The sequence below is a fragment of the Amycolatopsis sp. WAC 04182 genome (assembly GCF_003947465.1).
Taxonomy (GTDB): domain Bacteria; phylum Actinomycetota; class Actinomycetes; order Mycobacteriales; family Pseudonocardiaceae; genus Amycolatopsis.
This window is the reverse complement of sequence record NZ_QHJJ01000002.1, coordinates 623,956-637,122: the sequence shown is the minus strand read 5'-3', so window position 1 is coordinate 637,122 and position 13,167 is coordinate 623,956. Positions and strand designations below refer to the sequence as shown.

Genomic DNA, 13,167 nt, shown 5'->3' with positions numbered 1-13,167 from the left:
TGCAGCCAATGGTCGATCATGAACCCGCGTCGAACGGGCATGACGACCTCGTCAGGGCGTTGTACCAGGAGTTCGGCTCGAGTCTGATGGCGTTCGTGCTGAAGCTGACCGGCCACGATCGCCAGTGGGCCGAGGACGTGGTCCAGGAGACGCTCATCAAGGCATGGCGCAACGCCGGCAAACTCGACCGGCAGCCGGAAATGCTGCGCGCCTGGCTGTTCACCGTGGCCAGGCGCATCGTCATCGACGGCTGGCGGAGCCGGAGCGCCCGCCCTCAAGAGGTGGAGGAACTGGAGTCGGATTCGATCGGAGTGCCGGACGAATCGGAGAAGACGCTCGCGGCCATGATCGTTTACGAGGCCCTGCGCAATCTTTCCCCGGAACAACGTGAGGCCGTTCAGCAGACCTATCTTCGTGACCGCACCGTGAACGAGGTCGCGGCGACGCTAGGGGTCCCGCCGGGTACGGTGAAATCGCGGATCCACCACGCCGTGCGCGCGTTGCGCAGGGCGTTGCAGGAGCGGGGGTGAGCGAGGTGTCCGGAGCTGTCCACACGGACATCGCCGCCTACGTGCTCGGCGTCCTCGGCGAGGAGGATCACGCCCGGTTCGAAGCACATCTGCTGGAATGCCCCGAGTGTCAGGTCGAGCTGGTGGAGATGTACCACCTGCCCGACATTCTCGACATGGTCAAGAAGAGCTGGCCGGACCCGCCCGTGAAGGGGCCGGGCCCGCGAGTGCTGCGGATGCTGCTCGCGGACGCGGCCAAGGCGGGCCGTCGCCGCAAGGTCGTCCGGCTCGCGACGGCCGCCGCCGTGCTCGTGCTCGTCGTCGGCGGACCGCTCACCGTTCTTTCGCTCACTGACCGTGAGCCGGTCATGACGCAGGCCGCGCCCACGGTCGTCACCTCGGTGGTGCCGCCTCCGTCGTCGTCGCGGGAACGCGAGACGGGCCCGGACGGCGGCGCCGCCCCGTTCGGCTGGTCCGAGGCGGGCAACGCGGTCGCCGCCGAGGTCACGGTGCAGGAGAAGGAGTGGGGCAGCGCCGTCGAACTCGAACTGCGCGGCCTCGTCGGCCCGATGACCTGCCAGCTTTTCGCCTACTCCCACGGCGGAGAGGCCTACGTCGTCAACAACTGGAGCGTGCCGGCCAAGGGGTACGGCGTGCCCGGTTCCCCGGCTCCGCTCGTCATCACCGGTTCGACGGCGTTGCAGAAGGCCGACATCGAACGCTTCGAAGTGCACAAGCGGGACGGCACCGTGCTGGCCATCGTGCGCCGGTAGTCTTATAACGGAAAGATAACGGCCGGGTCGCGTTTTGAACCGCCCTCCGGCTGAAGCCGTATTCCCCAGTAGCCGGATCTGAATCGGCGGGCGAACAGAAGGGTTCGCCACGAATGCGGTAATCGGCGTATTCGACAAATGCGTGGCTCATGCCCGGGTGCGAGTGATCGGCGTGCCCGGAAAAGAATGAGGTGAGCAGCTAATGGCACGAAATCAAGGGCGCCATCGGATCGCCCGCAGGACCAAGATCGCGACCGCGTTGCTGGGCTTGTCGATCGCGGTCGGTGGTCTGGTGGTGTCCACCACGACCGGCGACCCCGAACGCGCCGCCGCGGACGAGGTGGACAAGTCGCAGTTCGTGGACATCACCCAGGTCCGGCCGAACGTCGACAAGCCGGAGCCGGGCCGGAACGCCTCCACCGGTTCGTTCACCGTCGACTGCGGCCGGAACGAGAACGGGCATTTCAATCCCGACAACTTCATCGCGCAGCCGGGTGTCCGCAACGGCGCCCAGCATCTGCACGATTACGTCGGAAACCTTTCCACGAACGCGGATTCGGACAACGACAGCCTGCTGGGCGCCGGCACCACCTGCCGCAACGGCGACGAGTCGACGTACTTCTGGCCGGTGGTGCGGATCGACACCGCGGAGGAAGCCGAAGAGCAACAGGGCCAAGAGCGGCGGCAGGGCGACCGGAACCGGCAACGGAACGACCAGAACCAGCAGGACCAGAACCAGCAGAACCAGAACCAGCAGGACGAGGCTCAGTTGGACGAACCGAACGCGGACAACGAACTCGCCGGCAACGACGGGGAGATCCAGCGTCCCGCGGTCGTCGACATCACCTTCAAGGGCAACGCCCGGGAGAAGGTGAAGGAGATGCCGAAGTTCCTCCGGATCCTTTACGGTGACGCGAAGGTCTCCACGAACGGTCCCGCCAACGCGCGGGAGAGTTGGACCTGCACCGGCTTCGAGAACAGGCTCATCAAGCAGTACCCGATCTGCCCCGAAGGCAGTGACGTCAAGCGGGTGCACACGTTCCCGAGCTGTCTCGACGGCGACAACATCGACAGCGAGAACCATCGAGACCACATCAAGTACCCCGACGAGAACGGCGAATGCGGGAACGGCCTGACCGCGGTCCCGGAGCTCACCATCTCGCTGACCTACGAGATCCCGCGGCAGATCCAGGTCGCCGGACAGTACAAAGTGGACTCTTTCCCGGAGGAGGATCACAATCCCTTCTCCGACCACGACGACTTCGCGAACGTGATGTCCGACCGGATCATGGATCGCCTCGTCGAGTGCGTCAACGAAGGCCGCAAGTGCCGCGAATGACGCCCTGAAGCGGAAGCAGGAACCTGCGAAGAGAAAGGAAGATACTCCGGCCCGGCGGGTCCCCCCTACACCTCACCCATCCGCCGGGCCGGCCCTACCCGGAAACCGATCGACACAACTGAAGAACGCTCCGCAAGCATTCACCCCGTCCTGTCGGCGGCTTCCCTCGGGAGGCTCGCCGGCAGGACGCTTTTCGGTAGGTTGGCGGCATGGGTGAGCACAAGGACCGCATGCTGCGCGGCGAGCTGTACCGGGACAACGACCCCGAACTGGTCGCGGACCGCAGGCGCGCGCAGGCACTCGTCGACCGGTTCAACGGCACGGGCGCCGAGGAGACCGGTGAGCGGGACACGATTCTGCGCGAACTGCTGGGAAAGCTCAGCGAGGGCTCCTGGATCATGCCGCGGTTCCAGTGCGACTACGGCTATCTGATCGAGATCGGCGCCAACAGTTTCCTCAACTACGACGCCATCCTGCTCGACTGCGCGCCGATCAAGATCGGCTCGGACTGCTCGATCGGCCCGCGCTGCCAGCTGCTGACCGCGCTGCATCCGATGGAGGACCACGAACTGCGGCGGCAGCGCTGGGAGTCGGCCGCGCCGATCACCATCGGGGACAACGTCTGGTTCGGCGGTGGCGTCATCGTGTGCGCCGGAGTGACCATCGGGGACGACGTGGTGGTGGGTGCGGGCAGCGTCGTCACGCGTGACCTGCCGTCGAAGGTGTTCGCGGCGGGCAACCCGGCCCGCGTCATCCGCGGGCTCTGAGTGTCTCGTGGTGAACCCGCGTCCGCGATCGCGTCGGCAGGGCGTGACCTGGTCGAACCTGTCACGTCGGCGGAAAGGCGCCCTGCCACCGCGATAGCGGGGCCTTCGGCCGGGGCGGGTTCACGCGTTGGGTCCCCTTCGCGGCGCACGTCGCAGCTCCGCCAACAGGCTTTGAGTGCCTACCTGTCCACCGGTGTGATCCGCGTGCGGCGGCTGTGCTCGAACACCATGGAGGTGCGCACGTCGGCGACCTCGGGGCGTTCGGTCAGCTTGTCGATCACGAAGGCGTAGAGGCTGTCGTTGTCGGGCACGGCGACATGCAGGATGAAGTCCTCGGTCCCGGTGGTCACGTAGAGCCCGACGAGGTCGGGCAGCGCGTTGACCCAGTTCCGGAAGCCTTCGATGTTGCGCCGTGAGGGCGGGCGCACCCGCACCGCGATGAGCGCCTGCACCCCGCGGCCGATCGACGGCAGGTCCACGTCCAGCAGGGCGCCGCGGATCACGCCCCGCTCCCGCAGCCCGCGGGTGCGGTCCAGCGCGGTGGTCGGCGAAACGCCCACCGCGGCGGCCACTTCGCGGTTGGTCTTCCGTGCGTCCGACTGCAATTGCGCCAGGATCGCCTTATCAAGTTCGTCCAATCGCGCCATCCGAGCCCTCTCGCCGTATTAAGTACGAACACGGTGGACTGTACTCGTATGTCCTCCTAGCTTGGCCTTGTTCATCCGTTGAAGTGAGCAGGAGATCAGCTGAATGTCCGAGTACGGTACGGCCATCGGATTCGCCCCCGAGGAGATCGACCTCGCCGCGTCCACCCGCCAGGCCCGGTTGAAATGGGTCATCGTGGTCAACAGCGAGCTGCCGCCCGGCCGGGCGGCGAACGCGGCCGTCTGCACCGCCGTCGCCACGGCGAAGTCGGTGACCGGGCTCCTGGGGGACGAAGCGGTCGACGCGAACGGCGAGCACTATTCGGGCCTGCCGTGGATCGGCTGCTCGGTACTGGCGGCCGACGCCGCGCAGCTCCGGGCGATCCGGACCAAGGCCGCGGCCTCGCCGGGCTGTCACGTCGCCGACATGCCCGCCGTCGCCCAGCAGATCCGGGTCTACACCGATTTCCTCGCGACGATGAAGGAGATCCCGACTGAAGAGATGGACTTCTGCGCCATCGGCATCGTCGGCCCGCGCAACCGGATCGACAAGCTGGTCGGGAAACTGCCGCTGATGCCGTGACTCAGCCTTCGAGCAGATCCCGCAGCGCTTCGGTGAACTGGGCGGGGTTCCGCTGCGGCGCCAGATGCGCGCCCGGCACCTCCGTGAACGGTAGCCCCAGTTCGAGCGCGAGGATCTTCGCGGGCTGGTAGTGGTAGTGCCCTCGGCTGCCGACACCCGCGACGGGGACGATCTCGGTCCTGCTCCGTCGCAGGGCCCGCAGATCGGGAAGGTAGTCGAGGATCTCGGCCAGCTCGCGGCCGAACAACCGCTTCCAGTCCTCCTCGTTCGGCAGCCGGATCGCGCGCAGTTCGGGCAGCGCGGCGCCGGCGATACCGTCGGTGAACCGTTTGAACGCCCCCATCAGGTCACCCGCCTGCGCGAGCCGGACCTGGGCGTTGGCCTCGTCGAGCCAGCCGAGCGCGTCGGGCAGCAGCTGGATGGCCGGCGGTTCGTGCGCGACCAGCACCGTCGCCGCGTCCGGGTAACGGGCGACGAGGTCGAGGCCGATCATGGCGCCCGCGCTGGTGCCGAACACGCTCGCGGGGGCGCCCCCGACGTGCTGGAGCACCGCGTGGGCGTCGTCGGCCTGCTTCGGCACGCTGACCGGACCGGTGCTGGTGTCCGTGCTGCGGAAGTGCCCGCGCCGGTCGTAGGTGACGACGGTGTAGTCGTCCGCGAGCAGCTTCGTCATCGCCCGGAAGGTGTCCGCCGAGCCCAGCCCGCCCGCGATCAGGAGCAGAAGCGGCCCTTCGCCGGTGCTGCGGACGTACAGCTCACCGTCCTCGACCGGACAACGACTCTCCGAGATCATGGCCGAAGTCAAGCACAGCGTGCCCGGACCCTCACTCCGAGGCCAGCCGCCGCAGGATGCCGGTGGCGTCGGCGACGATCGTCTCGATCAGGTCGCCGACCGCGGGCAGGTCGCCGAGCAGGCCGACGACCTGCCCGGACGCCAGCACCCCGGCGCTCCGATCGCCCTCGACCAGCCCGGCGCGCAACAGCATCGGCGTGTTGGCGGCCATCAGGACCTGCGACCACGTCCGGTCGCCGCCGCGTTTCATCCGCAGCCCCTCGGTGGCCAGCGAGCGCCACGACAGACCGGTCAGTTTCCGGAACTTCGCGGCGTTGCGGGCGGCGCGGGCGAGGCCGCTCACCGGACCGGCGGATTCGAGCGCGTCCACCAGTTCCGTGCGGAGCACGCGATGCGGCATCCCGTCCACCTTCCGGGTGACGACGGTGCCGTTGAGGTCCCGGGCGAGGTACGCCTGCTTGATCTCGTCCGGGACGGTGCTTTCCCTCGTCAGGAGGAACCGGGTGCCCATGGCGACGCCTGCCGCCCCGTAGGCGAGCGCGGCGGCCAGCCCCCGGCCGTCGAAGAAGCCGCCGGCCGCGACCACCGGGATGTCGACCGCGTCGAGCACCGAGGGCAGCAACAGCGTCGTCGCGACCCCACCGGTGTGCCCACCGCCCTCGCCGCCCTGCACGATGACCGCGTCGGCACCCCAGCCCGCGACCTTCTCCGCGTGCCGGGCCGCACCGACCGAAGGGACGACGAGGACGCCGTTGTCCTTGAGCCGCGCGATCATGTCCTTCTTCGGCGCGAGCGCGAAGGACGCGACGCGGACTTCCTCGGTGATGAGCAGCTCGACCCGGCGCGCGGCGTCTTCGGCGTCCGCGCGGAGGTTGACGCCGAACGGCTGAGACGTGCGGCTCTTGACCTCCTTGATGGCGGCCGCGAGTTCGTCATAGGTCATCGTGGCGGAGGCGAGGATGCCGAGGCCGCCCGCTTCCGCCGTCGCGGAAACCAGCCGCGGTCCGGCGACCCAGCCCATCCCGGTCTGCACGATCGGGTGCCGGATCCCGGCGAGTTCGGTCAGCGCGGTCTTCACGACGGGACTTCCTTGTCCCGCAAGGACTTCGGATCCAGGCTGGTGCGGATCAGGAGCAGTTCGGACTCCGTCGGCAGCCGGGACTCGGTGACCCCCTCGGTGATCAGCGGAAACGACGTCGCCTCGACGACCTCATCGACGGAAACCCCCGGATGCACGGAAAGCAGCCTCGGCGCGTGGTCTTCGCCGCCGAAGTCCAGGACGCCGAGGTTGGTGACGACGCGGTGGACGTCGTGGTGCCGCAGCCCCGCCTCGCGTGCCCTGGCGTAACCGACACCGGACACGACGTCGACCTGATCGACGAAAACCCGCTTGCCGTGCCGAGGAACCCAGTAGCTCGTGCGGTGGTTGGCCGTGTTGCCCGGCCCGCCGCGTAGACCGAGAAGTTGTTTCCTGGGGCGCGAATGGTCGCCGATCGCCGAGATGTTCTGGTTGCCCTCGCCGTCGATCTGGTTGGCGCCCATCACCACATGCCGTTTTCCGCGCGGGACCACGGTGTCGAGGACCTTGCGGAACGGTTGCCAGCCTTCGACGACGGCGTCGGGCGTCATCAGGTACGCCTCGCCGTCGGACAGCAGGATGTCCGGCTCGAACGTCAGCCTGGCGAGCCGGGCGCCCAGCGACGGGATGAAACCCATGGGGCTCACCACGATCTCGCCGTCACCGCGGAACAATTCGGCGCAGGCCACGACGGCCACTTCGGCACGACTGATGTCACTCATGCGGACTCCCCGAATTCGGCGACGGCCTTTTGGTACTGTGCCTCGTCCCCGGACAGGAACCTGTCGACGAACTTCGGCCACGCGTCGAGATCTTTGGCCGCTTCGGCGTAGTGACGCTGGAAACGTTCGTCGCGTCCGTAGTCCGGGACGGCGGTGGTGAAATGCGCGCCGTTCGGTGTTTCGGCCACCCCGGTGACGAGCATCCGGCTCAGCAGCAGGCTCTGCACCGGGCCCGCTTCGGCGAGTTCAGCCGTGTCCACGATCTTTTCCGTGGACACGTAACACTTTTCGGCGGCGAGGGCGAACAGTTCGTCGAAGTACGGATCGGGTCCGAGATACTGCGCGTTGCCCCGGGCGTCGGCGCGGTTGAGGTGGACGAAGGCCGCGTCGAGCTTCAGCGCGGGCACGGCCAGCAGCTCTTCGGCGTCGTCGTACGGCGAGCGGACGGTGCGCAGCGACGGGTTCAGGTCCATGACGCCGGAGCCGAGGCCCGCGCGCGTCGGCAGGAACGGAAGCCGTTGCGCGGCAGCGGAAAGGCCGGTCCCGAACACCCCTTCGTCGTACTCCGTGACGCTGATCGACCCGGCTTCCCGCGCCCGGGAGAACCACGGGTCGTAGGGGATCGAGTCCAGCGTGACGAAGCCGAAGACGAGATGCTTGATCTTGCCCGCCGAGGCCAGCAGCCCGACGTCCGGACCACCGTAGGAGACCACGGTGAGATCCTTCACCGGCGACCGCAGGATCGCGCGCACCAGCGCCATGGGCTTGCGCCGCGAGCCCCAGCCGCCGATCCCGATCGTCATGCCGTCCCGCAGTTCGGCGGCGATCTCGTCCGGCGTCATCCGCTTGTCGGCCATCACTTCCCCTTACCGTCCAAGAACTCCTGACGCGCGCCGTCTGAGACGCCCGCCAGGTTGAGTTCGAAGGTGAAACCCTGCTCGAAGCGGTAGCTGCGGTGCACGGGCTGGACGTCGATGCCGTTGATGGCCTGTTTCGCGGCGCGGATCACGCGGGTGTCCTTCGCCGCGATCTGCCGGGCGACACCGAGCGCGGTCTCGTCGAGTTCCTCCCGCGAGACCACGGCGTAGACCGAACCGTGGTGGTGCAGCTGATCCGCGGTGATCGTCGAAGCCGTGTAGTACAAGGCGCGCATCAGATGCTGGGGGACCAGCCGCGAGAGATGGGTCGCCGCCCCGAGCGCGCCGCGATCGACCTCCGGAAGCCCGAAGGTCGCGTCCTCGCTGGCGATCACCACGTCCGCGTTGCCGACCAGGCCGACCCCGCCACCGAGACAGAAGCCCTGCACCGCGGCGATCACCGGGACGGCGCAGTCGTAGACGGCGGAGAACGCCGCCGCGCAGCCCTCGTTCGCGCCGATCAGCGCGCCGTACCCCGGGTCGCGCTGGATCTCCTTGATGTCGACCCCGGCGTTGAACCCGCGGCCCTCCGCGCGCAGCACCACCACGTGGGTCGCCGGATCGCGCCCGGCGTCGGTGACGGCGGAGGCGAGGGCGAACCAGCCCTTCACGCTCAGCGCGTTCACCGGGGGCGCGTCGACCGTGACCACGGCGATGCCGGGCTCCGGTGAGTGGGTGGAAACGGTCATCGTGCACCCTTCTCAGCTACCAAACCTAGCACTTGCTTGGTACGTTAGCAGGACGTCCGGCCCGGGTACAGCGACGTGAAGGAGGCCCGGCATGGCACTCGAACTCCGGCTCGACGGCGCCGTGGTGCTGGTGACCGGCGGTGTCCGCGGCGTCGGCGCCGGTGTCACCAGGACTTTTCTGCGTGCGGGCGCCCAAGTCGTCACCTGTGCCCGCACCGAGCCCGAGCGGCCGGTCTGCGCCGGGGACAAGGCGTCGACGTTCATCTCCTGCGACGTCCGCGACCCGAAAGAGGTCGACGCGCTCGTCGAAGAGGTCGTCCGGCGGCACGGCAGGCTCGACGTCGTGGTCAACAACGCGGGCGGCGCGCCGTACGCCGAGGCGGCGAACGCGTCGCCGCGGTTCCACGAAAAGATCGTCGCGCTGAACCTGCTGGCGCCGTTGACCGTCGCCCGCGCGGCGAACGCGATCATGCAGCGCCAGGAAAGCGGCGGCGTCATCGTGAACATCAGCAGCGTCAGCGCGACGAGACCGTCGCCGGGGACGGCGTCCTACGGCGCGGCGAAAGCGGGACTCGACAACCTGACCGCGTCGCTCGCCGTCGAGTGGGCGCCGAAGGTGCGGGTCAACGGGCTCGACGTCGGCATGGTGCGGACGGAGCACTCGCATCTGCACTACGGCGACGAGGCGGGTATCGCGGCGGTGGGCGCGACCGTCCCGTTAGGACGGTTGGCCGACCCGGACGAGATCGGTTCCTGCGCGGTGTTCCTGGCGTCCTCGCTGGCTTCCTACGTCAGCGGCGCCTGCCTGACCGTGCACGGCGGGGGAGAGGTGCCTGCCTTCCTCGCCGCCTCCAATTCCCTGGTGAAAGAACGAAAGGAGCCGGTGTGAGCGGGATCGCCGACGGCCGGATCGTGGTGGTGACCGGAGCCGGTCGTGGCATCGGACGGGCGCACGCGCTCGCGTTCGCCGCCGAGGGCGCGCGGGTGGTGGTGAACGACCTCGGCGCCGGGATCGACGGAAGCGGAGGATCGGCCGGGCCCGCGCAGGACGTCGCCGACGAGATCGAGGCGCTCGGCGGCAAGGCGGTGGCGAACACCGACGACATCGCCTCGTGGGACGGCGCCGCCGCGCTGGTGCGGACGGCCGTCGAGAGCTTCGGCGGGCTGGACGTCCTGGTCAACAACGCGGGTTTCCTGCGCGACCGGATGCTGGTCAACCTCGGCGAAGACGAATGGGACGCGGTCATCCGCGTCCATCTGAAGGGCCATTTCGCGCCGACGCGGCACGCCGCCGAGTACTGGCGAGCCGAGGCGAAGGCGGGGCGGACGCGGGCCGCGCGGGTGATCAACACCAGCTCGGGCGCGGGTCTGCTCGGCAGTGTCGGACAGGGGAACTACGCGGCCGCGAAGTCCGGGATCCTGGGGCTCACGCTGGTCGCCGCCACCGAATTCGCGCGCTACGGCGTCACCGTGAACGCGATCGCCCCGGCCGCCCGCACCCGGATGACCGAGGTGGCCTTCGCCGACGACATGGCCGCACCGGAGGACGGTTTCGACGCGATGGCACCGGAAAACGTGTCGCCGCTGGTGGTGTGGCTCGGCAGCGAGGAGTCATCCGGGGTCACCGGCCGGGTGTTCGAGGTCGACGGCGGACGCGTCTCGATCGCGCAGGGCTGGCGGCACGGCGCGGTGCGGGACAAGGGTTCCCGGTGGTCACCCGCCGAACTCGGGCCCGTCGTGGCGGAGTTGCTGGCGGAGGCTCCCGTGCCCGAACCCGTTTACGGGGCTTAAGGCTTCCGGGGGCTGAAGGACGCTTTCCCCGCATGGCATGCGGTGAAAGCGCCCTTCACCGCGTGAGATGCGGGGAAAGCGTCCTTCAGCTCAGGCGTCTCGCGCCAGGTCCCGGACCTCGGGAAGCCGCCGGAACCCACCCGATTCGTAGGTCGCGACGGCGGCGACGTTGGAACTAGGCGTGTTCACGCCCGCGCTCGACGAGCCGAGCTCCTGGAGCGCGGCCGCCGCGGCGACGGTGATCGCCTTGCCGTAGCCGTGCCCGCGATGGTCCCGGTGCACGCCCATCGGCTCGAGTATCCCGGGCTTCCCCGCGCCTGCCGACCACGCGGCGACCGCCGCGACGGCGTCGCCCCGCTCGTCGTACCCGACCAGATACCGGGAGTCGGCGTACGGCGCACCGGCCGCCATCACGCGCCACTTTTCGGGGGTGAACGTCGAGCCGTCGAACGCTCCTCGCATCACGTCGGCCCAGACGTGGCAGTTGTCCGGTCCGATCGTCTCGATCCGCAGGTCCGGGGCCTTCACCGGTTCGGCGAGATCGAGGCTCAGCGGCGTCCACGGTTCGCCGGCGTGCCAGCCGTGCCCGGGCAGCAGATCCTGGAGCAGAGCGTCCATCGGCGCCTCGACGGCCACCTCGCCTGGCGGCAGCACACCGCGCTCCGGCGCGATCACGTCTTCGGCCATCCGCCGCGCCAGCTCCTCGTCCCGGCGGGCATCGGGCGCGGTCGTCACACGCAGGAGGTCGGCTCCGTCCAGGAGCCCGACGGCGAGGATCCGCCCGTCCCGGCGCCAGATCCGGATCGCCGCGGCCGTCGCCTCCGCTCCCGAGCGCCAGAACCAGCCGAGGTCACCGGGATGCAATTGCCAGGCCACGCCCTCGGATTGCCACTCTCGCAGCGCCTCCACGGCCTCGTTCAGTCCGTCGGGTCCCGGCTTCTCCACGGTGATCGCCATGGCGTGATCACACACCACACCGCGATCGGGCGCATCCGGTTTTTCGGCGCGGCAAGATGGAGACGTGAAGTCACTTCAGCGCCGTTTCTGGGAAGCGGTCGAGCCGCTGCACGCCGTCGTCTACTTCGCCCCGGAAACAGCGGCCGCGGCCAAGGCGGTGGGCCTGCCGAGCTGGTGGATGGGCTATTTCGCCGGCCGGGTCGCGCCGCTCGGGCCACTGCCGGAACCACCCGCGACCGCGATGCTCTTCGGATTCGCCCCGAGAATGGTCGCGCGATCTCTGCCCGACGCGTGGAAGTACGCCGAACCCGCGGCGGTGCTCCAGAGCCGGATGGCCGCCGTCGAGGACGCACTGAACCGGATCCTGCCCGCCGACGCGCCTCTCGCGGAACTCGCCGAGTTGCTGGAACTCGCCGTCGCCGGTGCCGACTACGCGGCCAGGCCGCTCGCCGCCGCCTGGTCCGCGGTCACCAAGCCCGCCACACCTGCCGGCCGGGTCTGGCTCGCGGCGACGGTGTTGCGCGAGCATCGCGGGGACGGTCACGTGCTCTCCGCCGTCGCCGCCGGCCTGCGCGGGCTCGACACGACGCTGACCCACATCGGCAGCGGAGCGGTGACCCGCGAGGTCATCCAGGTCAACCGCGGCTGGTCCGACGAGGAGTGGGACGAGAGCGTGGCACGGCTGTCCGAACGAGGCATCCTCAACGGCGACCTGACCCTGACCGGTCCGGGAATCGCGCTGCGCCAACGGATCGAGGACGAAACCGATCGTCTCGCCGCCGGTCCGCTCGAAGCACTCGGCGAGGGCGGGGCCGCCGAGGCCGTGCGGATCGCCGTCCCGCTGAGCCGCCGCGTCTTCGACACCGGGGCGATCCCGCTGCCGAACCCGATGGGGGCGCCGCGGCCCTGACCGCTCGAAAACTGTCGGACCCCGGTGGGACGCTGTTCCGCATGGCGACGTGGCAGCAGTTCAGTGAAGAGGCCCCCGCGCTGGCGGAGAAGATCAAAGAGCGGTTCACCGCGGCGAAGTCGCATGTGCTGGCGACGGTCCGGCGGGACGGCTCGCCCCGGGTCAGTGGCAGTGAGGTCGATTTCCGTGAGCGGGACCTGCTGATCGGTTCGATGATCGGCGCGATGAAGGCGAAGGATCTGCAACGCGACGGCAGGTTCGCGATCCACGCCGCCTCGGCGATCGACGAGGGCGGCGCGGACGCGAAGGTGTCGGGAAAGGCCGTCGAGATCACCGATCCGGCGGAGGTCGCCCGCCTGCAGGGCGACGACGGCGAGGCTCATGTCTTCCGGCTCGACCTCACCGAGGCGGTGCTGACCTGGGTTGAGGGCAACACCATCTATTTCGACTTCTGGAAGGAGGGCCAGGGGAGCAAACGGCTCGCGAGGCCGGACAACGGTCCGGTGGTCGAGGTCGGCTTGGGCTAGGGCGTGTTTCCTAATGAGGGGTGAGCCAAAGGTGGCGTGGTGCGAAAGCCTCTTTCGCAACGTCGATGGGAGATCGTGGCCGGAGGTCTCAGCGCTGTCGGATGTGTCCCGAAAGCCACTTTCGGGACACCAGACGTCCCGAAAGTGGCTTTCGCGACATGAGCGCCG

General features: G+C 69.0%; 16 protein-coding genes. 9 read left to right on the top strand and 7 right to left on the bottom strand.

Annotated features, from left to right (window positions below):
- The first annotated feature begins 8 nt into the window (after positions 1-8).
- From DMH01_RS10170 to DMH01_RS10155, 4 genes are all read left to right on the top strand, one after another.
- Positions 9-530 (top strand): sigma-70 family RNA polymerase sigma factor, encoded by a 522-nt coding sequence (locus DMH01_RS10170; RefSeq protein WP_233621466.1) that lies wholly within the window; start codon positions 9-11, stop codon positions 528-530.
- A complete protein-coding gene (locus DMH01_RS10165) occupies positions 527-1,282 on the top strand; it encodes an anti-sigma factor (RefSeq protein ID WP_125675389.1) in 756 nt (251 codons plus the stop codon). The genes DMH01_RS10170 and DMH01_RS10165 overlap by 4 nt, the downstream gene beginning before the upstream one ends.
- Positions 1,283-1,484: 202 nt before the next feature.
- A complete protein-coding gene (locus DMH01_RS10160; RefSeq protein ID WP_125675387.1) occupies positions 1,485-2,621 on the top strand; it encodes a DUF1996 domain-containing protein in 1,137 nt (378 codons plus the stop codon).
- A gap of 209 nt (positions 2,622-2,830) precedes the next feature.
- Positions 2,831-3,388, top strand: coding sequence for a sugar O-acetyltransferase (locus tag DMH01_RS10155; RefSeq protein ID WP_125675385.1), 558 nt, complete (start codon positions 2,831-2,833; stop codon positions 3,386-3,388).
- A 179-nt stretch (positions 3,389-3,567) separates the two neighbouring features.
- Here DMH01_RS10155 and DMH01_RS10150 read toward each other — a convergent pair whose 3' ends face one another.
- Positions 3,568-4,035 carry an Lrp/AsnC family transcriptional regulator gene (locus DMH01_RS10150; protein ID WP_199745424.1) on the bottom strand — a complete coding sequence of 156 codons (468 nt, stop codon included), beginning with the start codon at positions 4,033-4,035 and terminating at the stop codon, positions 3,568-3,570.
- A gap of 103 nt (positions 4,036-4,138) precedes the next feature.
- Here DMH01_RS10150 and DMH01_RS10145 point away from each other — a divergent pair, with 103 nt between their 5' ends.
- Complete coding sequence (locus DMH01_RS10145) at positions 4,139-4,615, top strand: DUF2000 domain-containing protein (RefSeq protein WP_125675381.1); 477 nt, start codon at positions 4,139-4,141, stop codon at positions 4,613-4,615.
- 1 nt (position 4,616) lies between these two features.
- On the opposite strand, the gene DMH01_RS10140 is transcribed toward DMH01_RS10145, so the two are convergent.
- The 5 genes from DMH01_RS10140 to DMH01_RS10120 are packed head-to-tail and all read right to left on the bottom strand — an operon-like array spanning position 4,617 to position 8,814.
- On the bottom strand, positions 4,617-5,408 hold the full coding sequence (locus tag DMH01_RS10140; RefSeq protein WP_125675379.1) for an alpha/beta fold hydrolase: 792 nt from the start codon (positions 5,406-5,408) through the stop codon (positions 4,617-4,619).
- Between the two features lie 31 nt (positions 5,409-5,439).
- Positions 5,440-6,486, bottom strand: coding sequence for a nitronate monooxygenase family protein (locus DMH01_RS10135; RefSeq protein WP_125675377.1), 1,047 nt, complete (start codon positions 6,484-6,486; stop codon positions 5,440-5,442).
- A complete protein-coding gene (locus DMH01_RS10130) occupies positions 6,483-7,208 on the bottom strand; it encodes a CoA-transferase subunit beta (protein ID WP_125675375.1) in 726 nt (241 codons plus the stop codon). Before DMH01_RS10130 ends, DMH01_RS10135 begins: the two co-directional genes overlap by 4 nt.
- Positions 7,205-8,065, bottom strand: a complete 861-nt coding sequence (locus tag DMH01_RS10125) for a CoA transferase subunit A (protein WP_125675373.1) — start codon at positions 8,063-8,065, stop codon at positions 7,205-7,207. The genes DMH01_RS10130 and DMH01_RS10125 overlap by 4 nt, the downstream gene beginning before the upstream one ends.
- Positions 8,065-8,814: an enoyl-CoA hydratase family protein gene (locus tag DMH01_RS10120; protein ID WP_125675371.1), complete on the bottom strand. Its 750-nt coding sequence runs from the start codon at positions 8,812-8,814 to the stop codon at positions 8,065-8,067. Before DMH01_RS10120 ends, DMH01_RS10125 begins: the two co-directional genes overlap by 1 nt.
- 91 nt (positions 8,815-8,905) lie before the next feature.
- Between DMH01_RS10120 and DMH01_RS10115 the strand changes: the two genes are divergently transcribed.
- Both DMH01_RS10115 and DMH01_RS10110 read left to right on the top strand, forming a co-directional pair.
- Entirely contained in the window at positions 8,906-9,703 is a 798-nt protein-coding gene (locus DMH01_RS10115) for an SDR family oxidoreductase (RefSeq protein WP_125675369.1), read from the top strand.
- Positions 9,700-10,605, top strand: coding sequence for an SDR family oxidoreductase (locus DMH01_RS10110; protein WP_125675367.1), 906 nt, complete (start codon positions 9,700-9,702; stop codon positions 10,603-10,605). The genes DMH01_RS10115 and DMH01_RS10110 overlap by 4 nt, the downstream gene beginning before the upstream one ends.
- Before the next feature lie 90 nt (positions 10,606-10,695).
- Here DMH01_RS10110 and DMH01_RS10105 read toward each other — a convergent pair whose 3' ends face one another.
- Complete coding sequence (locus tag DMH01_RS10105) at positions 10,696-11,562, bottom strand: N-acetyltransferase (protein WP_125675365.1); 867 nt, start codon at positions 11,560-11,562, stop codon at positions 10,696-10,698.
- Between the two features lie 64 nt (positions 11,563-11,626).
- Here DMH01_RS10105 and DMH01_RS10100 point away from each other — a divergent pair, with 64 nt between their 5' ends.
- Complete coding sequence (locus DMH01_RS10100) at positions 11,627-12,472, top strand: hypothetical protein (RefSeq protein WP_125675364.1); 846 nt, start codon at positions 11,627-11,629, stop codon at positions 12,470-12,472.
- 41 nt (positions 12,473-12,513) lie between these two features.
- On the top strand, positions 12,514-12,999 hold the full coding sequence (locus tag DMH01_RS10095; RefSeq protein WP_125675362.1) for a pyridoxamine 5'-phosphate oxidase family protein: 486 nt from the start codon (positions 12,514-12,516) through the stop codon (positions 12,997-12,999).
- Positions 13,000-13,167 lie beyond the last annotated feature (168 nt).